Origin of the sequence: Micromonospora musae (genome assembly GCF_003626545.1) — a bacterium.
Classification (GTDB): domain Bacteria; phylum Actinomycetota; class Actinomycetes; order Mycobacteriales; family Micromonosporaceae; genus Micromonospora; species Micromonospora musae.
Genome location: NZ_RAZS01000006.1, coordinates 460,435 through 481,835, shown reverse-complemented (window position 1 = coordinate 481,835; position 21,401 = coordinate 460,435). Strand labels below are relative to the sequence as shown.

The following is a 21,401-nucleotide window of genomic DNA, read 5'->3' as shown; positions in this document are numbered from 1 at the left end:
GACCGACGACCGGGCACTGCGGGGACGGGACGGCTCCGCCCCCGACGTTTTTCGAAGGAGAGCGCCATGCCCGCCGCCGAGCCCGTACCCGCCCCTGAGCACGTCGCCGTCATCGGTGCGGGGATGGTCGGGCTGGCCACCGCCTGGTTCCTCCAGGAGCGTGGCGTACGGGTCACCGTGCTGGACCGCGTCGGCGTGGCCGCGGGCGCGTCGTGGGGCAACGCGGGCTGGCTCACCCCCGGCATCACCACTCCCCTGCCGGAGCCGGCGGTGCTCCGGTACGGGCTGCGCGCCCTGCTCAGCCCGGCGTCACCGGTGTACGTCCCGCCGCGCGCCGACCCCCGGCTGCTGCGGTTCCTGACCTCCTTCGCCCGGCACAGCACCCAATCGAAGTGGCGGGCCGCCATGGCCGCCTACATCCCGATGAACCGGCGCGCCTTCGAGGCGTACGACGCGTTGACGGCCGGCGGGGTCGGGTCGGAGACGTACGAGGCGAAGTCGTTCATGGCGGCGTACCGGACCGAGGCCGAACGGTCGGTCCTCCTGGACGAGCTGGGACACATCCGCGCCGCCGGTCAGGAGATCGAGTTCGACGTCCTCACCGGCGCCGAGGCGCGGGAGGTGGAACCTTCGCTGGCCGACGCCGTCGGCGCCGCCATCCGCCTGCACAGCCAGCGTTTCGTCAACCCGGGGCAGTACGTGCACGGGCTCGCCGAAGCGGTACGCGCCCGCGGCGCGACGATCGTGACCGGTGCCGACGTGGTGGACGTACGCGACGAGGGCAGCGCGGTGCGGGTGGTGACCGCCGACGGCGCCGACGACCGGTACGACGCCACGGTGCTGGCGACCGGCACGTGGCTCGGCGCGCTCGCGCGGCGCTACGGGGTGCGGACCGTCGTGCAGGCCGGCCGTGGGTACAGCTTCAGCGTGGCGATCGAACACCTGCCGGCCGGCCCGGTGTACTTCCCCGCGCAGCGGGTCGCCTGCACGCCCCTGGGTGACCGGCTCCGCGTCGCCGGAATGATGGAGTTCCGCAGCGCGGAGGCGCCGCTGGATCCCCGCCGGATCCGGGCGATCACCGAGGCCGCCCGTCCACTGCTGCGCGGCGCGGACCTGGACGCCCGCGCCGACGAGTGGGTCGGTTCGCGCCCCTGCACCCCCGACGGTCTGCCGCTGATCGGCCGCACCGGCTCGCCGCGCGTCTTCGCCGCCGGCGGCCACGGCATGTGGGGCATCACGCTCGGCCCGCTCACCGGCGAGCTGCTCGCCGAGCAGATCACCACCGGTCGGCAGCCCGCGGAGCTGCGCCCCTTCGATCCGCTGCGCTGACCATCTCCGGCCGACGATGAGCGACCTGCCGGGGAGGGGACCGCTGCCGTAGCGGCAGCAAGAAGCCGCCCACTCCTCGTGGGGCGGGCGGCTTCCGGGTGTTCGGCGGCTAGGGTCTGTTTCATAAGGCTCGCCCGAGCGAGCCGAGGCCCAGGCGGAGGTCCGGCAAGGCGGAGGTTCGCGCGGATACCGGTGTTGTATCCGGACGAACCTCCAACGCCGCCGGTCGCCGCCTGGGGCCGGCGCAGCCGGGCACGGTCTTATGAAACAGACCCTAGTCCCGGTTCAGGTCGACGATCACGCCCTGGTCGGCGCAGGCGGTCTGCAGGCCCGAGATGTGGGTGCCCATCGCGCCGAGGAACGCCAGCGCCCCCATCCCCTGATCCTCCGGCAGGTTCGACACCTGCCACGCGATGTCCATCAGCGCGGTGCCGTGCTCCCGGATGTCCTCGTGACGAGAGTCCTCGAACAGCTCCCGCGCCTCCCGGTACTCGGCCTCGGTCATCTCGTCGTCACCGCTGCGCTCTTCGTTGCCGAGGATGTCCTTGCCGTCGCGCATCGCCTTGCACACGGCGACGCCGGAGTCCTCGCGGATGAAGGTGTCGTAGACGGCGACGCCGGCGGTGACGACCGCCAGCACGGCGACGAGCGAGACGATCCCGGTGATGAGCAGCTTGCGGCCGCCGCGGGCGGGCGCGGCCGGCGGCTGCTGGTCGACCGACGCCTGCTGGTCGGCCGGCAGCTGCTGGTCGGCCGGCGGCGGCAGGTACCCGGCGGCGGTCGGCTGGTACTGCTGCGGCGGGTGGACCGGGGCGGCGCCCTGCGGATCGGGCTGCTGCGGCGGCTGAGTCTGATACGGGTCGGTCATGCTCTGCGCTCCCCACGTGGTGTCGGCGTGTTGATGCTGGTCGGGTCGGTGTTGTCGCACTACGCGATGTCGGATAGGTGACATACGGGTATGGCGCGAGCGACGGTCAGCCGGGCGCGTGTACGGCGAGGACGACGAGGGCCGTCGCGGCGGCGAGACCCGCGACCCTCCTTACCCGACCGATCGACATGGCCACATTGAACCGCACCGTTGCGGCCACGATGTCCCCTCGCCGGCCGATGCCACGATGATCGATCCGGCCCGTACCCTCGTGGCCGTGAAGAGGCGCATTCTGCTGCTGGTGGCCGTGCTCGGCGCCCCTGTCGCACTGCTGCCGGCCGGCGCGGTCACGGCCGGCTACCTGGCGGTTCGCAGCGACTGGACACATCAGACAACCTGCCGGGAGTCGCTGCCCATCGAGGAGGCGAAGGTACGCACCGTGCGGTGGGACCGGCCGGAGGATCTGCCGGGCCTCGGCGACTACCCCGCGATTCACTGGCAGGCCCGGGCGAAGGGCGACCCGTGCTCGCGGGGGCCGGGTCCGACGGACTGGGCGTACCAGGGTGTGGTGGAGCTCCGCCCGGAGGACGCGCGCGCGTTGGCGAAGCGGTACGAGTTCGTCGCCTACGACCCGGTCGTCTCCGCGGAATACGCCGCCGAGCGGACCCCCGAGGACCTCTGGCCGGCCCTGTCCGGCTTCCTGCCGCCGGAGACGCGGTGGCTGACCAGCAGGGTCTACGACGAGTTGGACACGTCCAGCCGGTGGCGGATCGCGTACCTCGACGTCGAGCACGCGACGCTTCTGTTCATGCTCGACGACCACTGACCGGCGGCGCGGCTAGCGGCTGACGGTCCTGAGGGTCACCGTGGCGGCAGGCGGTAGACGGAGACGTGGGAGCGCGAGTCGGCGGTGAACTCGCCGCCGGTCCAGTCCGCGTGCCGGCTCTCCAATTCGAAGCCGGCGAGCTGGGCCATCAGGTCGAGCTCGGCGGGCCAGATGTAGCGGTGCGGGCTGCGGCTCAACCGCGCCTGCCCGCTCTCGTCGAACCGGAAGTGGTGCGACTCGGCGTACTGGTTGAGCACGTCGTACATGTCCAACCCGACGTAGCCGGGCTCCGAGTGCCAGACCACCGCCTGCTGGCCGGGCGGGAGCTTACGCAGCTCCGGTACCCAGAGCTCGATCACGAACCGTCCACCCGGTACGAGGTGGCGGGCCGCGTTGCGGAAGCACTCGACCTGCTCGGTCTGGGTGAGCAGGTTAGAGATCGTGTTGAAGACCAGGTAGACGAGGGTGTACTCGCCGGGCGCGACAGCCGTCGCCATGTCCCCGACGACCGTCGGGATCGTCGCCTCGTCCACCTTGGTCCGCAGCCGGTGGATCATCGGTTGGGAGAGTTCGATGCCGGTGACGGGTACGCCGCGCTCGGCGAGCGGGACGGCCACCCGCCCGGTGCCGATCGCGAACTCGAGGGCCCGGCCACCGTCGGCCAGCGCGGCGAGGCGCTCGACGGTGGGCCCGACCACCTCCGGCGCGAACATGCCGCTGCCCGGCGTGTCGTAGCGTTCGGCGGTCTCCGCGTCCCAGATCGGTGCCCGTAGCATGCGGACCACCCTGCCCGCGCCGGTGGAACGACTCAACGCATTTACCGCCCCCCGGTGCGGCGAACGCCGTCCGTCGGGCGGTCGGCCGGGCGCCGGTCGGTCGCGCCGGTGCCCTATGCTCCGCCGTGTCACGGGGGACCTGTGGGAGGGTGACACATGCGACGCCGGTGGCTCGCGGCGGTGTGGGCTGCGCTGTTCGCCGCGACGGTGGGCGGTTGTGCCGCGTCGACCGGCACCGATGGTGACCTGACCGACGACTGGCGGCCGGCGACCGAGGCGCGGCAGTTCACCCCGCGCGTCGGCGAGTGCTATGGGGCGCTGAGTCCGCACACGAGCCACCCGCCGGTCGACTGCGCGGCACCGCACCTGGTGGAGACGTTCCAGGTCGGAACGTTCCCCGCCGATGTGGCGCGGCGGTCGGCGCCACCGCCACCCGGCTCCGCCGCCGTACGAGCGGCCTTCGCCGAGTGCGACCTCCGGGGCCGGGAGTTCGCCGGCGGTGACTGGCGGGGTGGTCGGCTGTCGGTGCGGGTGCTGCCGGTCGCGGCGGCCGGTTGGCGGGTCGGCAGTCGCTGGTTCCGCTGCGACATGTTCGAGTTGAACGCGGTCACCGGCGTCAACGGTGAGGACGACGAGGCGGTCAGTCGGGTCGGCAGCCTGCGGGGCGCGCTGCGGAACGACTCCTCGGTGCGGCTCGGCTGCATGAACTCCGACGAGTGGGCCCGGCTGTCGCCGGCCGCCTGCACCGCCCCGCACCAGTTCGAGTACGCGGGTGTCTGGACCACGCCGGAGCGGTCGTACGAGCGGGCGCGGCGCGACGAGGAGACCGCCCACGATCGCTGTCGTACGGTCGTCGCGCACTACGCCGACGTGCCGGCGGACAGCATGTTGCGCTACCGCACGGGCACCACGTTCCGTTACCCGTCGAAGGAGGCGTGGACGCGGGGCGATCGGGGCGTCCGCTGCTACTTCTGGTCGGGAGGTCGCCAGCTCACCCGGTCGATCGCCGGGGGCGGGCCGGCGATCCTGCCGATCAATTGAGCGCGTGCCGGTTGACGGGCGGTAACCGGTTCCCGTTCGGCGCGAGGCGCTGACCAGCGTCGACGGGCAAGAGACCGCTTGTCGCACACCGTGTGTGACGACGCGTATCGCTGCCGTGTTATTCTTCCTCGTCGATCTATGCCGCGCGACCCCGGGTCGGGTCGTTGCCGGAAGGACACTTCTCCCGATGCCGGCCGTTCCCGTTCGGACCGTGCCACCCGCCGTGCTGGACAGCCCGGCCGGCGGCGCGCTCAGCCTGATCTTCACCACGCTGCCGGCCATGCTCCGGCTGACCTGCGGGCTCGTCGGCGCGATCGTGGCCGTCTCGGTCCGTACGCCACCGGTGCAGTCAGCCCTGCTCTTCGCCGGCGTCGCGGCGCTGACCGCCTGGTCGATCTGGTACGCGACGCGCGCCCTGCGGCACGGTGTCACGCCGACCCTGATCGCCGGGGACGTGGCGCTGACCACGGTCGCCTGCCTGCTCATCCCCCGGCTGGTGGCCCCCGAGGTGCTGCCCGGCGAGGGGAGCTGGATCGCGGTGCTGGCCAGCACCACTGTGATCAACACGCAGGTCACCGCGCCGGCCCGCTGGTCGATCCCGGCCGGCCTGCTGGTCGTGGGGGGCTACGCGACCGGCGCGCACGCGGCGGGGAACCCGCGGGAGGCCGCCGCGCACACCGCGACCCTGCTGGTGCAGATCGGCTGCACGGCGATGATGAGCGCGGTGATGCGCCGCCGGATCTCCCGCGCCGACCGGACCTTCGCCGCGCACCAACGGTTGGCCCGGGAGGCGGTGGTCGCCCGGACGGCGTGGGAGTCCGAACGTCGGCAGAACCGCGACCTGCACGACACCGTGCTCGGCACGCTCACCATGGTCGGTCTCGGCGCGGTCACCGGCCCGTCGGCGGAGCTGCGTCGACGCTGCGCCGCCGACCTGCGTACCCTCACCGCTCTCGCCGACGCCCGGACCGTTCCCGCCGACGGCCCGGTGTCGCTGGACGACCGGCTGCGGTCGGTCCGCGACCGGATGCCGGCGCTGCCGATGAGCGTCGAGCTGACGCCGTGCGCGGTGCCGGCGGCCGTGGCCGACGCGGTCGCGGAGAGCGTCTACGCGGCACTGTCCAACGTGGTCCGGCACGCCCCGGGTGCGACGGCCGAGCTGCGTCTGAGCCGGTCCGCGCTCGGCGTCGTGGTCGAGGTCGCCGACGACGGCCCTGGTTTCGACCCGGCCGCCGTCCCACCGCACCGGTACGGGCTGCGCGAGTCGGTCCGGGGACGGATGACGGCGATCGGCGGGAGCGCCCGGATCGACTCCGCCCCCGGTGCGGGCACCCGGATCACCCTGGAGTGGCCCGGTGTCGGCTGAACTCGACGCCGCCGTCCGGCACCGGCACGCCCCGGCCACGGCGCTCACCGTCGCGGCACCGCCCGCCCCGGTCCCGGGTTCGGCCGGCGGCGCCACGTCGCAGGCGGCGGGCCAGGTCGCCGCCGCGGTGGGGTGGGCCTCGGACCGCGGTGCCCGGATCGCGGCGGTCGCCATCGCACTGGCCTGGCACTGCGTGATCGGGCTGCCGGCGGTGCTGGCCAACCGGGCGGAGCTGACGGCCGCCGGCGTGGTGCTCACGGCCTGGGCGGTCGTGGCCGTGGTCGGAGTGCTGGCCGGGGTCCGGCTGCTGCGGCAGACCCCACTGCCGGCGTGGCCGTTGGCCGGGCTGCTGCTCGCGGTCGACGCGACGGTCTTCGCCGCCGCCGGCGAGCGGGCGCTCTTCACCACCGCGAACTGGGTCTGGGGCACGCTCGGCTGGTTCTTCATGCTGGCGCTCTGGGGTCGGCGGGTGCGGGGGCTGATCGCCCTGCTCGCCGCGCACTCGCTCATCGCCCTCGTGGCGGTCGTCGGATACGGCGCGACCACCCCCGCCGACCTGGCCCGCCTCGCGATGTACGTCTACGGCACGTCGTCGCTGCCGATCGCGGCGTACGTCGGCAGCGCGGTCGTCGCCGTGCTGGCTCGGGAGCGGGCCACCACCTCCGCGGCCACCCATGCCATGGCGGCGGAGCGGGACGCCGCCGAACGGGCCCGGCGGGACCGCCGGGACCGGCTGGCCCTGGTCGGCGGCGCCGCGGGGGCGGTGCTCGCGGAGCTGGCCGACGGGCGCGCCGATCCCACCGACCCGCTCGTGCAGCGCCGGGCGGTGCTGGCGGCAGCCCGGCTACGGCGGCTGATCGCCGAGTCCGACGACGTGCCCGATCCGCTGCTGCACGAGCTGCGCGCCGCCGCCGACCTGGCGGAACGCAACGGGCTCCCGATCGACCTGGTGACCATCGGTGCGCCACCGCCGCTGCCGGTGCAGGTCCGCCGACAGCTCGCCGACCCGCTCACGGCGACGCTGGCGGACGCCCTGGAGTGGGCCCGGTTGACGGTCGTGTCGGGTCCGGACGAGGTGGTGGTCAGCCTCGTCACCCCCGACCGGAACGGCCCCGACGCGACCGGCCCGCCCGAGTGGGACAACGGTTCGCACGAGGGCCGGGTTGATCGGATCTACGAGCGGGACGGGGAGATCAGATGGGTGCAGACCCGGTGGCGGAGATGAGCGGTGGACGGCCCATCGGGGTCGCCATCGTGGACGACCACCCGGTGGTGGTCGACGGGGTACGCGCCTGGCTGGCCACCGAGCCGCTGCTGACCGTACTGGCCACGGGGGACGATCCGGACGAGGTGCTCCGGGCCGCGCCGGACGCCGACGTCGTCCTGCTCGACCTGCGGCTGCACGGTCGGATGGCGCTGGGCAAGCTGGCCGAGCTGAGCGCCGCGGGACGCCGGGTGGTGGTCTACTCGGAGCACACCGACCCGGAGACGATGCTCGCCGCCCTGGACGCCGGTGCGGTGGCCTTCCTCGCCAAGCACGAGGGTCGGGAGCACTGCGTCGCCACGGTGCTCGCCGCGGCGAGCGACCGCCCGTACGTGCCACCGGCACTGGCCGGGGCGATGGTCGGTGATCCGCGGCCGGATCGCCCGGTCCTCTCCGACAAGGAGCGCGAGGCGCTGCTGCTCTGGTTCCAGTCGATGTCGAAGGCGTCGGTGGCCCGTCGGATGCGGATCAGCGAACACACGGTCAAGCAGTACGTCGACCGGGCGCGGATCAAGTACACCCGGGCGGGCCGCCCGGCCGCCACAAAGGCGGCGCTGCTCGCCCGCGCGATCGAGGACGGCCTCATCCGGCCGGAAGAGATCGGCATCTACCGGTCGCAGGCGAGGTACGACCGGCCGACCCCCTAACGGGTGTCATGACACCCGTTCGGTGGTCCGCCAGGCTCGAAAGCAGGGGTGAGCTCTGTGGGAGGTCGTGACGATGCAGGCTGACGCGTCGCCCTTCTTCATCGGTCCGCACCGATTCGACGCGCCGGACGATGAGATGGGCCCGTTGCTCGACCGCCGGTACGAACTGGTGCCGACCCTGGGCGAACAGGTGCTCTGGCGGCACCGGGTGGAGGTCTCGGGACTTCTGCTCGGCCCGACCGAGATCCGGCGGGTGTGGACGCTGCCCGGCCCGGTGACCGTGACCGTCACCGATCAGCGGGTCGTCTGGGTGGGCGAGGGTTCGCAGCTCGCCGTGCTGGCCGGTGGGCGAGCCGTCGGCATCGCCCGGCACCGTCCGCCGGTCCGGCTGCCCGGCCTGCTCAGCGGGCAGATCCGCTGGCAGTGGCCGTCTCGCCTGGAGCTGGCGCCGGCCGACCAGGACGGCCCGGCCCGGCTGCTGATCGTGTGCGACGCGCTGCGGACCATCCAGCAGCCGGCGCTCGCGTTGGGCGGCCCGGCCGACGAGATCGCCCGGCTGGCTCGGCAGGTGTGCCGGGCGGTCGCCGCCTTCCGGTTGGGCCGGCCCCAGCTGGTCGACCTCTCTCCGCAGGAGCGCGACGTGCTGGCGTTGCGGTCGGCGGGACGCCTCATCGGGGAGTCCCGGATCACCCTGCCGGGGTCGCTCCCGGTCGAGTTCCGGTCCCGGGACGACTACTACCGGCGGGCTGCGGATCCGGCACCCGACGCGTCCGGGCCCGCAGGCGACGCAGCATTCGGGCATCGGTGAACCCGACGGTCCGCGCGGCCGCCTCCACCGTGACGCCGTGCCCGATCAGGTGCTCCGCCCGCTCGACCCGCAGGAGCTGCTGGTAGCCGAGCGGGGTGAGGCCGGTGGCCTGCCGGAAGAGGCGGTTCAGCGTCCGCTCGGCGACGCCACCGGCGGCGGCCAGGTCCGCGAGCGGAAGCCGCTCGGCGTAGCGGCGGTCGATCAGGTTCTGCACCCGGTGCACCGCGTCGGAGAGGTGCGAGCGGTGCCGCAGCATCACGCTGGCCTGCTGTTCGAGACCGTTGCGGCGGGCGTACACCACCAGCTCGCGGGCCACGTCGGCGGCGACGGCGGGCCCGTGCCGACCGGCCACCAGGTGCAGCGCCACGTCGATCCCGCTGGCGATTCCGGCGGAGGTGACCACCCGGTCGTCGACCACGTAGAGCACGTCCTGGACGACCCGGGCGGCCGGATACCGGCGGGCGAGGTCCTCCTGCACGTCGTGGTGGGTGGTGCAGCGCCGGCCGTCGAGCAGGCCGGCCCGGCCGAGGGCGTACGCACCGGCGCAGACGCTCGCCACGGTGCCCCCGGCCGCGTGGTGCGCGGCAAGCCGCCGCAGATCGTCCGGGCCGACCGGGCCCGCCGGCCCGTGCGCGTTCGGCCGCCAGCCGGGCACCACCAGCAGGTCGTCGGGGGTCAGGTCGGGCCATCGGGTACGGGCGACCAGCGGCACGCCCTGCACGGTGGGCACCCGTTCCCGCTCGGCCACGTAGTGCAGCTCGTAGTCGTGGCCGAGGTCGGCCGCGGTGGAGAAGACCTGGGCCGGCCCGGCGAGATCCAGCAGGTGCAGCTGCGGAACGAGCAGGAAGACGACCCGGGCCATCGGTCAGCTCCGCGCGCCGGAGAGGGACGCGCCGGTCACCTCGTCCACCGTGCGTACGGTGGCGAACCGGCCGGCCAGGGCGTACTCGGTGCGGCGGAGGATCTCCTCGTTCGACAGGGTGCGCGGGTCGCCGAGGATCTCCGCCGGGCCGGCCGTCTCCGGGAGGTCCCGGTGCGGGATCGGGAAGGTCATCGTCGCGTCGGTCACGAACGTCGTCCGGTAGCCGAGGTCGGAGCCGAGCCGGGTGGTGGTCTCCACGCACTGCTCGGTGCGGATCCCGCACACGGTCACGTCGTGGACTCCGGCGAGGGTGAGCAACTGCTGGAGGTTGGTGGTGGTGAACGCGTTGTGCGCGGTCTTCACCAGCGTCGGCTCCCCCTCGGCCGCCGCCAGCCCGTCGATCAGCCGTACGTGTCCGAGGGCCGGGTCGAAGACGCCGCCGCTGCCGGGCTCGGCGTGCAGGACCCAGAGCACCAGGTCGCCCCGCTCGCGGGCGGCGGCCACCAACCGGTTCACCTGGCCGACGATGTCGGGGTTGGAGCCGTACGCCCAGATCGGGCGCTGGCGGAAGGACTCCTGGACGTCGATCACGACGAGTGCTGTTCTGCTCATGGGAAGGATCCTGGTCGGGCGGGAGCCGCAGGGGCAGACACCATCCTGCCCGGCTGCGGAACGATCCGGCCTCCGGGGTGACCTGGGCACTCTCGCCCCGGGCTCGCTGCTTCAGCCGGCGCCGTCGCGGCATCCACCCCGGCCGTGGATCTTCTGCCGTCAGCGAAGAAACTGGTCGTCGGGGCGGTGCCCGCAGCAGCATGGCGGCATGACCGAACGCGGCGTACTGCTCTGGATCCACGGCGGCGGGTGGCGCGCCCGAGCGAGCGAGGACGGCGCGGCGCTGGCCGCGCACGGACTGCGGGTGGTTCCGGCCGGTTACCGGCTGGTGCACGAGGCGCGCTGGCCGGCCCAGCTGGAGGACGTCCGGGCCGCCGCCCGGCGGGCCCGGGCCGAGGCGGGCGGTCTGCCGCTGCTGGTGGCCGGTGACTCGGCCGGCGGGATGCTCGCCCTGCACCTCGCGTTGCGCGGGGTGGACCGCCCGGACGACGTGGCGGGTGTGCTCGCGTACTGGGCACCGGTGGACCCGCTCGGCACGGACTGGCGGCGGCTACGCGCCGGCGACGACCCATGGGCGGACCTGCTCGGCCACCCGCCCGCGCCCGGCGACCCGGCGACCGTCGACGCGACGGTCACCACCCACGCCGGGAACGGGGTGCCGGTGCTGCTGGTCCAGGGCACCGACGATCGCTCGGTGCCGGCGACTCAGGCCGTCGGGCTCACCGGGGCGCTGCTGGCCGCCGGGCATCCGGTGCACAGCTGGCTCACCCACGGCGGCCACGCGCTCGCCCTGGACCGGCCCGACCTGCACGCGGCCACCGCCGCCTTCCTCGACACCGTCCTGCCGGCGAGCTGAACCGGCGCGGGATCGGGGCCGGGGCGGCGCCGCGGGCGGTCAGTCGATCAGGTTGTGCACCTCCAGCCGACCGCGGGCGAAGGCGTCCACCCGGCCCCAGCGGCCCGGGATGTCCAGCACCTCGATCCGGCCCATGCCGACCGGCAGCCGCGGGTCCACCGAGAGGTGGCCCTCGTGCGGTTCCAGGCCGAGCATGGTCCGGAGCAGCAGCAGCGGGGTACCGGTCGACCACGCCTGCGGGCTGCACGCGGTCGGGTACTCCACCGGGAACTTGGTCAGCTCCCGGTGGTAGCCGCCGAACGCCTCCGGCAGCCGGCCGCTGAAGTACGTGGCCGCGTCCAGGATGCCGCTGGCGATGATGGCCGCTTCCTCGGCGAAGCCGTACCGGCGCAGCCCCCAGGCGATGAAGGAGTTGTCGAACGGCCAGATCGTGCCGTTGTGGTAGCCGATCGGGTTGTAGCGGATCTCCCCCTCGGCGAGGGTACGCACGCCCCAGCCGGAGAAGAGCCGCGGGCCGACCAGGTGCTGTGCGATCTTCTCGGCCCGTTCGTGCGAGACGATGCCGCTCCACAGCAGGTGGCCGATGTTCGAGCTCAGCACGTCGCACTGACGTCCGTCGGGGTCGAGCGCGAGGGCGAAGTACTCGCCGTCCGCCACCCAGAAGTCGCGGTTGAACCGCTCCTTCAGCTGCGCCGCCTCCCGCTCGAGCTGCTCGGCGTACGCCGGATCGTCCCAGAACTCGCGGGCCAGGCGGGCGCCGCGGACCTTCGCGTCGTACGCGTACCCCTGCACCTCGCAGGTGGCCCGGGGAAACGGCGGCAGCTTTCCGTCAGAGTAGGAGATCGAATCCCAGGAGTCCTTCCAGCACTGGTTCTCCAGGCCGGTGTCGGTGTTGCGCCGCTCGTACCAGATGTAGCCGGTGCCGACCAGGTCCGCGTAGTCGTCGATCCAGCGCAGCGCGGCCCGCGACTCCTGTTCCAGCTCCTTGACCAGCGCGGCGTCCCCGGTCCACCGCTCGTACTCGTCGAGCAGGATCACGAAGAGCGGCGTGGCGTCCACCGACCCGTAGTACGGCGAGTGGGGTTGCTCCTCGAAGGCCGCGGTCTCCCCGTACCGCATCTCGTGCAGGATCCGGCCGGGGTCCTCCTCCCGGAAGTCGTCGAACCGGCTGCCCTGCAACGACGCCAGGATCCGCAGCGTGGTCTTCGACAGCGCCGGGGTGAACGGCAGCGTCTGCAGGCAGGTCAGGATGCTGTCCCGGCCGAACATGGTCATGAACCACGGCAGGCCGGCGGCGGGCAGGGTCGCCCCGCCCAGGGAGAGCGGCGAGAAGCGCAGCGCGGCCAGGTCGACGAGGCTGCGCCGGTACGTCGAGGAGAGCGCCTCGTGCTGGCTGTTGAGCTTCGGCGCGTTTTTGATCCACTTCTCCAGGTCGTGCTGGAGTGCCAGCCGTTCGGCGCCGTGCGTGCTCACACCCAACCGCAGGTCGCGTCCGCCCGGCCCCACGGCAGTGGTGGAGACGTCGATCCGGGTCTCCCACTGCTCGTTCGGTTCCAGGTGGACGGTGTAGGCGAGCCCGTCTCGGTCGTACCGGGCCGGGGCGGAGGAGACGATGGCGGTCTCCCGTACGAAGTTGCCGCGGCGGTAGCCCAGCCGTAGGCAGTCGGACTCGACCTCGCTGTAGAGCTCGCCCTTCTTGTTCAAAATCTCGTCCTTGACCTGGAACAGGTCGGCGAAGTCGGAGCCGGCGTCGATCCGGACCTCCAGGTCGACGGGCTTCTCGTCGTGGTTGAGGATGATGATCTGTTCCCGGAAGCTGCCACCGACGGCCCGCTCCCGGATGATCGACAGCTTCGCGTCGATGTAGTGCGTGGCCATGCCGGGCACCAGGAAGAACCGCGCCTCGTAGTACTGGAGGTCGTCGAAGGAGAGCGCGTTGAGCCGCTCGCCGTTGACGGTCAGCACCCACTTCGACAGGAACCGCGTGTCCAGTGAGAAGAGCCCGGTCGGCTCGCTCGGCGTGGCCTCGATGTCCCCGGTGTCCTCCGACACCACGAAGGTGTTGCCGTCCAGGATCCGGATCGTGCCGTTCGAAGCCATCACCGCACCTCCCGCTCGAACTTCCGGCGGGGCCCACGGGCGTCCGGGTCGCCGGGGAAGATCCGCTCCACCTGCACCAGCAGGCGCGCGTCGCCGGAGACCGTCATGTCGCCGCGCAGGATCGCCGCGATCCCGTGTTCGCGCCCGGCCGCGATGTCCTCGAAGAGCCCCGGACTGGTGCCGATCACCGTGTCGGCCTCCTGGTTCTCCCGGCTCACCGCGATCCGACCGTGTTCGATCTTCAGGAACCAGTGCGTGGTGTGCGGCCCCTCCTGCAGGTCCACCCGCATGGTGCCGGCGGTCTTGGCTAGCCTCGGCTCGTACCCTCGCCGGTCGATCTCCTCGAAGAACCTCGTGGTGGTGTCCAAAGGTCCCCTCCTCCCGCGGCCCGTCACGCCCGGCGTCCGCCCGGTCTGGGGTGGTCTCCGGCCCTTCCGGGCGGCCGTTCGGCGTCCGAGCACGGGTGCCCGTCCGGCGGGCCGTCAACCTCGCCCGGATCGGGTGAGCCCCGGCCGGGCGCATCCGCCCGCAGCGGACACGACGCGCCGGCCCCCCGGTCTCCCGGAAGGCCGGCGCGCGCCCGCGGCGGACGTCAGTTGTTCGGGTCGTCGGCGCTGATGTCGGCGAGCACCGACTGGGGCTCACGCTCGACGGCCAGGTCGCCCATCGAGACGAGGCCGATGAGCCGGCCGTCCTCGACGACGGGCAGTCGTCGCACCGCGTAGGTGCGCATCAGGTCCGCGGCGGCGACCGCGTCGTCGTACTGGCTCACCGTGATCACGTCCTTGGTGGTGATCTCGTTGAGCCGGGTGGTGGTGGGATTTCTGTTCTCCGCCACGGCACGGACCGTGATGTCGCGGTCCGTCACGATGCCGACCACGTTGTCGCCATCGGTGACCACCACATCGCCGATCGCCATGTCACGCATCTCCTGTGCCGCGGCGGTGAGTGTGTCGTTGCCGTCCATCGTCACCAGCCGGGTCGTCATGAACTCTCCGACCGTTGTCATGGTGCCCCCTCTCGGTGTCGGCACCGCGGTCTACCCGCCCCTCCCGAGGGGGTAACGCGCGCCGCCGGTTCGAGCCGCCGGTAGCGCCCGCCGCCGGCTCGCCGCGCCGCGAACGGGTCACCACCGCAGGCGACGCACCTCTGCCACGCTCTCCGCGGAGAGCGCGAAGATCACCGGCAGGACGAGGAAGATCCCGAGCGCGACCGGCGGACTGACCAGGAAACCCAGCAGACCGCCCAACCCGAACGCGGCCACGCCGAAGAGCCCGCGCCGGCGCTCCAGTGTGAAGAGGCGCACCGTCACCCCGGGACGCAGCAACCTCCGGTTCCGGACGAGATGGTGGTAGAGCCCGAGCCAGCTGATCGAGATCAGTACCCCGACCAGGCCGAAGAGCGCGGTGGAGATCCGCTCATCAGCCTGGTTCCCGTGCCGCAGCGACCGGGAGACGACAGCTGTCGCGAAGGGCAACAGCGCGGTGCTGAACAGCACGCCGAGGTTCGTGACGTGCAGCCAGGGATCGCAGCGGTGCACCCGGCGGAACGTGGTCTTGTGGTTGTACCAGGTCACGGCGATCAGGAGATACGACGTGACGTACGCGAGGTACGACGGCCACTGGTCGAGCAGCGCCCGGGCCAGTCCGCCCGGCGGCACCTCCGGCGCGCGCAACTCCAGCACGAGCAGCGTGATGACGATGGCGAAGACCGCGTCGCTGAACGTGAGCAGGCGACCGATCTCCGAGCGCATCTCACCGCCGACGATGCGGTCGGCCGCCTCGGCGTCCACGCCGTGCTCGGCGCCGTCGACCGGCTCGTCGCCACCGCTCTGCTCCGCCCGCATCACGCCCCTCCCCCGGCGCGACGCGTATACCCGTCCAGGTCGCCCCTACAGCGCCTGTTTCGCCAGGCGCCTGCCGGTGCCGGCCTGACCGGCGGCGGCCCGGATCGCCGCTCGATCGGCGACCGAGCGGCTCAGGCGCCGCCGGGGCGTCCCATCCCGGGGGCCGCCCCGCGGCGGGAGTCGGCCGCCGTGAGGTGCTGCGGGTTCGCGGGTCAGTCGCGCGGCGGCAGGCCGTAGACGCGCTCGACGTGCAGGCGCAGCACCAGGCGACCGTCGGCGACCATCGCCCGCCGGTAGTCGTCCCAGTCGGGGTGCTCGCCCTGGAGCGACCGGTAGACCTCGATCAGCTCCCGCACGGTGGCGTCGTCCGGGTCGGTGGCCGCCGGCGTCAGCTCGGCGCGCGCCTCGACCACCGCGTACGCCCAACCGTCCTCGTTGCTCACGTGGAGGGTCGCGCGCGGGTCCCGGCGCAGGTTGGCCGTCTTCGCCCGGTCGCCGGTCACCGAGACCCGGATCAGGCCCGCTTCCCGGTCGAACGAGTAGATGACGGTGGACAACTGCGGCCGACCGTCCCGCTTGAGGGTCGCCAGCACGGCCATCCGGCGCGCGGCGATCAGATCGGTCAACGCCTGCTGCGTACGCTCGTCCGGCACGGTTTCCTCCACCTCGTCCTGCTTCCGGTTTCCCATCCAAGCATGGGCCGGGGGCCGTCTCCCGCGGTGGTCGACCCGGCTGCCTGGTCGACGGCGTCCGGTGGCCCGGGAGCGTCCGGCTGGGCGGATCACCGCGGCGTAGACCCGATCGCGACGAGCCGCCCGACCCGGCCGGCACCGGACCCGGCCGGCACCCGGCCCGGCTGGTGGCCGGGGCCGGGTGGGTGCTCAACCGTCGACGGCGCTCAGCCGAGTTCGGCGGCGACCAGTTCGGCGACCTGCACGGCGTTGAGCGCGGCGCCCTTGCGCAGGTTGTCGTTCGAGCAGAAGAGCGCGAGCCCGTTCTCGACCGTCTCGTCGGCCCGGATCCGCCCGACGTAGACCGGGTCCCGGCCCGCCGCCCGCAGCGGGGTGGGCACGTCGGTCAGCGCCACCCCGGGGGCGTCGGCGAGCAGCTCCCGGGCGCGCTGCGGCGTGATCGGCCGGGCGAACCGGAGGTTCATCTGGAGCGAGTGGCCGGTGAAGACGGGCACCCGCACGCAGGTGCCGGAGACCTTGAGCCCGGGGATCTCGAGGATCTTGCGGCTCTCGTTGCGCAGCTTCTGCTCCTCGTCGGTCTCGAAGGAGCCGTCGTCGACGAGCGCGCCGGCGAGCGGAAGCACGTTGTACGCGATGGGCTCGGCGAACGAGCGCGGCGCGGGGAACTCGACGGCCGAACCGTCGAAGGTGAGCCCGCTGGCGTGCTCGGCTACCTTGCGGACCTGCTCGTCCAGTTCGGCGACACCGGCCAGACCGGCGCCGGAGACCGCCTGGTACGTCGACGCGACCAGGCTGACCAGCTCCGCCTCGGCGTGCAGCGGACGCAGCACCGGCACGGCGGCCATCGTGGTGCAGTTCGGGTTGGCGATGATGCCCTTCGGCCGTACCGCGGCGGCGTGCGGGTTGACCTCGGCGACGACCAGCGGCACATCCGGGTCCATCCGGAACGCCGACGAGTTGTCGATCACCACGCCGCCGGCCTCGGCGACCCGGGGTCCGAGCTCCTTCGAGGTGTACTTGCCGGCCGAGAAGAGGACGATGTCCAGCTCGGAGTAGTCGGCCACGGCCGCGTCCTCGACGGTGATCTCCTCGCCGCCCCAGGGCAGGGTCCGGCCCGCGGACCGCGCCGAGGCGAACAACCGCAACTGCTCCGCCGGGAACTTCCGTTCCGCCAGCACCTGCCGCATCACGCCACCAACCTGCCCGGTGGCCCCCACAATGCCGATCCTCATGCTCGCGAGGCTACCCACGGCGGCACCCGTAGTGGGAACCCTTTCCCCCCGCCGGCGCCGGACGTCACAGCCTCCGACGCGCCGAGCACCCGTCCACCGGCGCCCGCCCGCCCGCAAAGCCCACCGCCGATCGCCCCACCGCCCGGAAGATCCCCAACCGGACCCCGGACCCCGCCGCAGCCCCTCCGCGCCGCCCCACCCCCACCGAGCCGCCACCCACCACCCCCCTGCGACCCACATCACACCCCACCCACCCCAGGCAGCCGGGGCGCACTTTCACGGAAAGAGTGGCCTCCCGTCAGGAAATGGCCACTCTTTCCGTGAAGGTGCGCAGGGGTTAGGAGACGATCTCGCCCAGGTCGGCGGCGGCCAGGTCGTCGCGGATCACAGCGGCGTCGCCCTCGACCACCAGGGTGAGCGAGTCCGGGTGCAGGTGGGTGGCGGCCGCGGCGCTCACCGCGTCGACGTCGGCGGCGAGCAGTGCCTCCCGCAGCCGCGCGTGGTAGTCGTCCGGCAGGTCGTGCACCACCAGCGTGGTCAGCGCCGAGGCGATGGCCCGGGGGGTCTGCAACTCCACCGACAGCTGCCCGGCCCGCCAGGAGCGGGCCACGGCCAGCTCCTCCTCGGTCACCCCGCCGCTGCGGGTACGGGAGATCTCGCCGACCGCCTCGACCAGCGCCGGCGCGGTGACCGCGGTCTGCACGCCGGAGCTGACCCCGAACCGCCCGAACCGTCGCGACGAGGCGAAGTCGCCCCGGATCCCGTAGGTGTAGCCGCGCACCTCGCGGATCAGGTGGTTCAGCCGCGACGTGAAGGCGCCACCGAGGACGGTGCCGGCCAGCGTCATCGCCACATGGTCGGGGTGGGCGCGGTGCGGGGCCGGGTGCCCGAGCCGCAGCGTCGACTGCACCGAGCCGGGCCGGTCCACCAGGATGATCCGCCGCCCGCTGCGCAACGGCGCCTCGACCGGGCCGCCCCGCTCGACCGGGCCACCACCGGTGCCGGCGAAGGCGGCCGCGCCGAGCGCCTCCAGGTCGAGCCGGTCCAGGTCACCGGCGACGATCAGGGTGCCGGGCCGGATGAACCACTCCGAGTGGAAGACCCGGACGTCCTCGACGTCCAGGCCGGCGACCGACTCCGGGTCGCCGTACATCGGGCGGCCCCAGCGGTTCTGCCCGCCGAAGAGGTCGGCGCGCAGCGCCGCGTCCGCCCTCGGCCCCGGGTTGGCCCAGTCCATCCGCAGCCCGGTGGCCTCGTCGTCGCGTACCCGCGCCACGTCGACGGGGTCGAGTCGAGGGGTACGCACGGCCTCCGCGAGCAGCTCCACGGCGGCGGCCAGCCGGTCCACCGGCACCTGCACGCTGACCTGGAACGAGTCCCAGTCCAGCCCGGTCACCAGCTCGGTGCCGAGCCCCTCGACGGCGAGGGCGTACGCGGCCGCGTCCCGCTGGGCAGTCCCCTCCTCCAGTGCCTTGGCGAGCACCCCGCCGAGCCCCTCCTTGCCGAGCGGCTCCCGTTCGGCGCCCGCGTCGAGCAGCAGCAACGCGACGGCGAGGTTCTGCCCGGGCAGGTGGGCGGCGACGACCTGCCCGCCGGCCACCGCGCGGCGGACGACCGGCGGGAACCGGTACGGGCGGGCGGCGCCCGGCCCGGGGCGCGTGGCGATCAGCGTCATGGCTTCTCCTCGGCGAGGTAGGTCAGGGTCACCCGGTCGTCGGCGGCGAGCACCTCGGCGGCGGTCTCGGCGATCTGGTCGGCGGTCACCGCGAGCCAGCCCGGCAGGCGGTCGCCGGCCTTCGCCGGGTCGCCGAGCTGGGTGGCGTACCTGCCGAGGGTGTCCGCGCGACCGTCCACCGTCGACATCTGGCGCCACCAGGCGGTACTGAGCAGCGACTTGGCCCGGTCCAGCTCGGTGGCGGTGACCGGAACGGTTGTCAACTCGTCCACCACCGCGTGCAGCCCGGCGGCCAGGCGCTCGCCGTCCACCCCGGGGCGGGCCGTCGCAGTCGCGATCAGCGGCGCCGGGGCGTGCGCCAGGTCGACCCCGTACGCGCCCACGAGGTCCGGCTGCGCGATCCGCTCGCCGTCGGCGAGGCGCTGGTAGAGGCGGCTGCCCCGACCGCTGCCGAGCACCGTGGCCAGCACGGTGAGCACGTCGTACCCGGTGCTGCCGAAGGCGTGGGTGCGGTGCGCGACGTACACCCGCGGGGCCGGCACGTTGGTGGTGACCGTCTCGCTGGCCGGCCGTCCGGTGGCCGGCACCGTCCGGCCGTCCGGCGCGGCCGGGATGTCCGCCCGCGGCGGGATGACGCCGAAGTACTTCTCGGCGAGCTTGAAGACCTCGGCGGCGGTGGCGTCGCCGACCACGGTGAGCACGGCGTTGTTCGGCGCGTAGTACGTGCGGTGGAACTCCTGGAACGTGGCGAGGTCGGCGGCGTTCAGGTCGGCCATCGAACCGATGGTCGCGTGGTGGTACGGGTGACCCGGCGGGTAGAGCAGCGGCAGCAGCCGCAGCCACGCGTCGCCGTAGGGCACGTTCTCGTAGCGCTGCCGCCGCTCGTTCTTGACCACCTCGCGCTGGTTGTCCAGCGTCTCCTGGGTCAGGGCCGGTACCAGCCCGCCCATCCGGTCCGCCTCGAGCCAGAGCGCCAACTCCAGGTGCTCGGCCGGCACCGTCTCGAAGTAGTTCGTCCGGTCCGGGTTCGTGGTGGCGTTGAGCGATCCGCCGGAGCCCTGGATGAGCTTCATGTGTTCGGTCTTCGCCACGTTCAGGGAGCCCTCGAACATCAGGTGTTCGAAGAGGTGGGCGAAGCCGGTCTGCCCCTGCGGCTCGTGCCGGGAACCGACGTCGTACCAGAGATTCACCGCGACCGCCGGCGCGGTGCGGTCCTCGCTCACCACCACGCGCAGGCCGTTGTCCAGTCGGGTCGTCTCGATGGGCCAGGGGTAACCGCTCTCGGGCATGGGACGACGCTATCCGATCTCCGGGGCGGAAACGGGACACGACGAGGTCGGGCGAGCCGTCGCCGGCTGCGGTGCTCGCCCGCCACGCGCATCGACCGGGCGGGCCGGGGTACCGCAGGGGCATGTCCGCGCCCACCGCCCGCCCGTCCGCCTTCGCGAAACGCGCGGGCGACGCCGTCTGCCGGGCCTCCGCCTTCCTGACCCGCCTGCGGCGGGCCCGGCTCTTCCATCCCGCCGGCCGGTCGTTCGCGGGTGAGGTGACGATCTGGGGTACGTCGGGCCCGCCGACCGGGGTGGCCTTCCTCGACGAGCCGGGCCGCTACCCGGCGACGATCCGCCTCTCGAAGGGCACGTCCACCCCGGGGAGCTGGCCGGACGTGCTCGGCCTGGCGGTGCGGGTGCACACGGACGGGCCGCGCCCGGTCGACCTGCTGGTCAGCTCCAGCGGCGCGCGGCCGGTGCTGCGGGCGGTGGCGCTGCCCCGTCGACGGTTCGCCGGGACGTACAGCACGATCGTGCCCCTGCGCGCCGATCGTGGTCGGCGGCTCTGGCTGGCCGCGCTGGCCGACCCGGACTCGATCGACCTGGGGCGCAGCCTCGCCGAGGTGGCCGCCGCCACCCGGACGGAGGAGCCGCGCCTGGTGCTCGCGACGGCGTCCGCGGTCGGGCCGTGGCGCCCGTTCGGCCAGGTCAGTATCGGCACCCAGCTCAGCGCCCGGCAGGATGCCGCGTTGGCGTTCGACCCGATCGGCAACCTGCCGACCGGGCTGCGCGCGGTCGGGGCGATGGCGTGGTTGCGGGGGCAGTCCTACCGGGGTTCCCGCCGGGCGCGCGGGGTCGAGGCTCAGTCCGGCGGCTCGATCGGCGTCACCGTCTGAGCCGACGTCCGGTGCTCCAGCAGCGTGTCGGGTGCCACGTTCCGGTCCTCGCGGGCGTCGGACTCCGTCAGGATGGCGTCGGCCTGCGCCTCGGGGTCGTCGCTGCCCACTGCCTTCTCCTCCGGCAGCAGGTGGGCCCGGGACTCGACGCGCTCCTGCTCGTCGCCGGTGCCACCGCCTGGCTCGCTCATGCCGTCGCCCCCCTCCGGTCGGCGGCGCTCTGCGGCTCGCCCGCGCCGTGCCGATTGATTTGCTCGCTCATGCCACCCCTCATACCCCGGCGCGGCGGTCGACACGCCCGCGCACCACCGGCGTGGGACGCTGCGGACGTGGGACTGAACGCCGCGCGATCCGTCGGGTACGCTGTGCACCGTGACGCGGTCGTATCGATGGTTTAGGCAGCCGGCTGGAGGAGCCGGTGACTTCACCATGAA

The 21,401-nt window shown here is 73.3% G+C and carries 21 protein-coding genes and 1 pseudogene; 9 read left to right on the top strand and 13 right to left on the bottom strand.

Going from position 1 to position 21,401, the window contains the following annotated elements:
• Positions 1–66 precede the first annotated feature (66 nt).
• A complete protein-coding gene (locus D7147_RS19590) occupies positions 67–1,329 on the top strand; it encodes an NAD(P)/FAD-dependent oxidoreductase (protein WP_120679680.1) in 1,263 nt (420 codons plus the stop codon).
• A 274-nt stretch (positions 1,330–1,603) separates the two neighbouring features.
• Here the strand turns inward: D7147_RS19590 and D7147_RS19585 are convergent, their stop codons facing one another.
• Positions 1,604–2,197, bottom strand: a complete 594-nt coding sequence (locus tag D7147_RS19585) for a hypothetical protein (RefSeq protein WP_120679678.1) — start codon at positions 2,195–2,197, stop codon at positions 1,604–1,606.
• A 277-nt stretch (positions 2,198–2,474) separates the two neighbouring features.
• On the opposite strand from D7147_RS19585, the gene D7147_RS19580 reads away from it, so the two are divergent.
• Positions 2,475–3,023: a hypothetical protein gene (locus D7147_RS19580; protein WP_147437413.1), complete on the top strand. Its 549-nt coding sequence runs from the start codon at positions 2,475–2,477 to the stop codon at positions 3,021–3,023.
• A gap of 35 nt (positions 3,024–3,058) precedes the next feature.
• On the opposite strand, the gene D7147_RS19575 is transcribed toward D7147_RS19580, so the two are convergent.
• Positions 3,059–3,799: a class I SAM-dependent DNA methyltransferase gene (locus D7147_RS19575; RefSeq protein ID WP_120679675.1), complete on the bottom strand. Its 741-nt coding sequence runs from the start codon at positions 3,797–3,799 to the stop codon at positions 3,059–3,061.
• Between the two features lie 156 nt (positions 3,800–3,955).
• Between D7147_RS19575 and D7147_RS19570 the strand changes: the two genes are divergently transcribed.
• From D7147_RS19570 to D7147_RS33545, 5 genes are all read left to right on the top strand, one after another.
• Positions 3,956–4,840, top strand: coding sequence for a septum formation family protein (locus tag D7147_RS19570; protein ID WP_120679673.1), 885 nt, complete (start codon positions 3,956–3,958; stop codon positions 4,838–4,840).
• Between the two features lie 187 nt (positions 4,841–5,027).
• Positions 5,028–6,206 (top strand): sensor histidine kinase, encoded by a 1,179-nt coding sequence (locus D7147_RS19565; RefSeq protein WP_120679671.1) that lies wholly within the window; start codon positions 5,028–5,030, stop codon positions 6,204–6,206.
• Positions 6,196–7,431, top strand: a complete 1,236-nt coding sequence (locus D7147_RS19560; RefSeq protein ID WP_120679669.1) for a hypothetical protein — start codon at positions 6,196–6,198, stop codon at positions 7,429–7,431. Before D7147_RS19565 ends, D7147_RS19560 begins: the two co-directional genes overlap by 11 nt.
• Positions 7,404–8,117, top strand: a complete 714-nt coding sequence (locus D7147_RS19555) for a response regulator transcription factor (RefSeq protein WP_120679668.1) — start codon at positions 7,404–7,406, stop codon at positions 8,115–8,117. The genes D7147_RS19560 and D7147_RS19555 overlap by 28 nt, the downstream gene beginning before the upstream one ends.
• Positions 8,118–8,190: 73 nt before the next feature.
• Positions 8,191–8,925, top strand: a complete 735-nt coding sequence (locus D7147_RS33545; protein WP_325050667.1) for a hypothetical protein — start codon at positions 8,191–8,193, stop codon at positions 8,923–8,925.
• Positions 8,926–8,956: 31 nt separating this feature from the next.
• Here the strand turns inward: D7147_RS33545 and D7147_RS19545 are convergent.
• Together D7147_RS19545 and D7147_RS19540 are read right to left on the bottom strand one after the other, a co-directional pair.
• A pseudogene (locus D7147_RS19545) lies at positions 8,957–9,787 on the bottom strand (GlxA family transcriptional regulator); the annotation flags it as partial.
• Positions 9,788–9,790: 3 nt separating this feature from the next.
• Entirely contained in the window at positions 9,791–10,399 is a 609-nt protein-coding gene (locus D7147_RS19540; protein WP_120679664.1) for a cysteine hydrolase family protein, read from the bottom strand.
• 208 nt (positions 10,400–10,607) lie between these two features.
• On the opposite strand from D7147_RS19540, the gene D7147_RS19535 reads away from it, so the two are divergent.
• Positions 10,608–11,255 carry an alpha/beta hydrolase gene (locus D7147_RS19535; protein WP_120679662.1) on the top strand — a complete coding sequence of 216 codons (648 nt, stop codon included), beginning with the start codon at positions 10,608–10,610 and terminating at the stop codon, positions 11,253–11,255.
• 39 nt (positions 11,256–11,294) lie between these two features.
• Here the strand turns inward: D7147_RS19535 and D7147_RS19530 are convergent, their stop codons facing one another.
• From D7147_RS19530 to D7147_RS19495, 8 genes are all read right to left on the bottom strand, one after another.
• Entirely contained in the window at positions 11,295–13,355 is a 2,061-nt protein-coding gene (locus tag D7147_RS19530) for an amylo-alpha-1,6-glucosidase (RefSeq protein WP_120679660.1), read from the bottom strand.
• A complete protein-coding gene (locus D7147_RS19525; RefSeq protein WP_120679658.1) occupies positions 13,355–13,723 on the bottom strand; it encodes an SCP2 sterol-binding domain-containing protein in 369 nt (122 codons plus the stop codon). The genes D7147_RS19530 and D7147_RS19525 overlap by 1 nt, the downstream gene beginning before the upstream one ends.
• Positions 13,724–13,947: 224 nt before the next feature.
• Positions 13,948–14,364, bottom strand: coding sequence for a CBS domain-containing protein (locus tag D7147_RS19520; protein WP_120679656.1), 417 nt, complete (start codon positions 14,362–14,364; stop codon positions 13,948–13,950).
• A 117-nt stretch (positions 14,365–14,481) separates the two neighbouring features.
• The gene (locus tag D7147_RS19515) at positions 14,482–15,201 is read right to left on the bottom strand and encodes a TMEM175 family protein (protein WP_233563221.1); all 720 of its coding nucleotides are present in this window, start codon (positions 15,199–15,201) and stop codon (positions 14,482–14,484) included.
• A 212-nt stretch (positions 15,202–15,413) separates the two neighbouring features.
• Positions 15,414–15,890 (bottom strand): PPOX class F420-dependent oxidoreductase, encoded by a 477-nt coding sequence (locus D7147_RS19510; RefSeq protein WP_120679654.1) that lies wholly within the window; start codon positions 15,888–15,890, stop codon positions 15,414–15,416.
• A gap of 209 nt (positions 15,891–16,099) precedes the next feature.
• The gene (locus tag D7147_RS19505; protein ID WP_120679652.1) at positions 16,100–17,125 is read right to left on the bottom strand and encodes an aspartate-semialdehyde dehydrogenase; all 1,026 of its coding nucleotides are present in this window, start codon (positions 17,123–17,125) and stop codon (positions 16,100–16,102) included.
• Positions 17,126–17,462: 337 nt separating this feature from the next.
• Complete coding sequence (locus D7147_RS19500; RefSeq protein ID WP_120679650.1) at positions 17,463–18,800, bottom strand: M16 family metallopeptidase; 1,338 nt, start codon at positions 18,798–18,800, stop codon at positions 17,463–17,465.
• Positions 18,797–20,089: a M16 family metallopeptidase gene (locus D7147_RS19495; RefSeq protein WP_120679647.1), complete on the bottom strand. Its 1,293-nt coding sequence runs from the start codon at positions 20,087–20,089 to the stop codon at positions 18,797–18,799. Before D7147_RS19495 ends, D7147_RS19500 begins: the two co-directional genes overlap by 4 nt.
• A gap of 122 nt (positions 20,090–20,211) precedes the next feature.
• Between D7147_RS19495 and D7147_RS19490 the strand changes: the two genes are divergently transcribed.
• The gene (locus tag D7147_RS19490; RefSeq protein WP_120679645.1) at positions 20,212–20,967 is read left to right on the top strand and encodes a phosphodiesterase; all 756 of its coding nucleotides are present in this window, start codon (positions 20,212–20,214) and stop codon (positions 20,965–20,967) included.
• Here D7147_RS19490 and D7147_RS19485 read toward each other — a convergent pair.
• Positions 20,934–21,158, bottom strand: a complete 225-nt coding sequence (locus tag D7147_RS19485; RefSeq protein WP_120679643.1) for a hypothetical protein — start codon at positions 21,156–21,158, stop codon at positions 20,934–20,936. The two genes, D7147_RS19490 and D7147_RS19485, sit on opposite strands and share 34 nt — an antisense overlap.
• Between the last annotated feature and the right edge of the window lie 243 nt (positions 21,159–21,401).

What these genes read in the sequence shown, in the direction of transcription:
- D7147_RS19585 (WP_120679678.1), bottom strand. Translation starts at nt 2,197, where the DNA reads ATGACCGACCCGTATCAGACTCAGCCGCCGCAGCAGCCCGATCCGCAG.
- D7147_RS19575 (WP_120679675.1), bottom strand. Translation starts at nt 3,799, where the DNA reads ATGCTACGGGCACCGATCTGGGACGCGGAGACCGCCGAACGCTACGAC.
- D7147_RS19570 (WP_120679673.1), top strand. Translation starts at nt 3,956, where the DNA reads ATGCGACGCCGGTGGCTCGCGGCGGTGTGGGCTGCGCTGTTCGCCGCG.
- D7147_RS19555 (WP_120679668.1), top strand. Translation starts at nt 7,404, where the DNA reads ATGGGTGCAGACCCGGTGGCGGAGATGAGCGGTGGACGGCCCATCGGG.
- D7147_RS19535 (WP_120679662.1), top strand. Translation starts at nt 10,608, where the DNA reads ATGACCGAACGCGGCGTACTGCTCTGGATCCACGGCGGCGGGTGGCGC.
- D7147_RS19565 (WP_120679671.1), top strand. Translation starts at nt 5,028, where the DNA reads ATGCCGGCCGTTCCCGTTCGGACCGTGCCACCCGCCGTGCTGGACAGC.
- D7147_RS19495 (WP_120679647.1), bottom strand. Translation starts at nt 20,089, where the DNA reads ATGCCCGAGAGCGGTTACCCCTGGCCCATCGAGACGACCCGACTGGAC.
- D7147_RS19530 (WP_120679660.1), bottom strand. Translation starts at nt 13,355, where the DNA reads ATGGCTTCGAACGGCACGATCCGGATCCTGGACGGCAACACCTTCGTG.
- D7147_RS33545 (WP_325050667.1), top strand. Translation starts at nt 8,191, where the DNA reads ATGCAGGCTGACGCGTCGCCCTTCTTCATCGGTCCGCACCGATTCGAC.
- D7147_RS19515 (WP_233563221.1), bottom strand. Translation starts at nt 15,201, where the DNA reads ATGCGGGCGGAGCAGAGCGGTGGCGACGAGCCGGTCGACGGCGCCGAG.
- D7147_RS19540 (WP_120679664.1), bottom strand. Translation starts at nt 10,399, where the DNA reads ATGAGCAGAACAGCACTCGTCGTGATCGACGTCCAGGAGTCCTTCCGC.
- D7147_RS19590 (WP_120679680.1), top strand. Translation starts at nt 67, where the DNA reads ATGCCCGCCGCCGAGCCCGTACCCGCCCCTGAGCACGTCGCCGTCATC.
- D7147_RS19520 (WP_120679656.1), bottom strand. Translation starts at nt 14,364, where the DNA reads ATGACAACGGTCGGAGAGTTCATGACGACCCGGCTGGTGACGATGGAC.
- D7147_RS19485 (WP_120679643.1), bottom strand. Translation starts at nt 21,158, where the DNA reads ATGAGCGAGCCAGGCGGTGGCACCGGCGACGAGCAGGAGCGCGTCGAG.
- D7147_RS19505 (WP_120679652.1), bottom strand. Translation starts at nt 17,125, where the DNA reads ATGAGGATCGGCATTGTGGGGGCCACCGGGCAGGTTGGTGGCGTGATG.
- D7147_RS19490 (WP_120679645.1), top strand. Translation starts at nt 20,212, where the DNA reads ATGTCCGCGCCCACCGCCCGCCCGTCCGCCTTCGCGAAACGCGCGGGC.
- D7147_RS19500 (WP_120679650.1), bottom strand. Translation starts at nt 18,800, where the DNA reads ATGACGCTGATCGCCACGCGCCCCGGGCCGGGCGCCGCCCGCCCGTAC.
- D7147_RS19510 (WP_120679654.1), bottom strand. Translation starts at nt 15,890, where the DNA reads ATGGGAAACCGGAAGCAGGACGAGGTGGAGGAAACCGTGCCGGACGAG.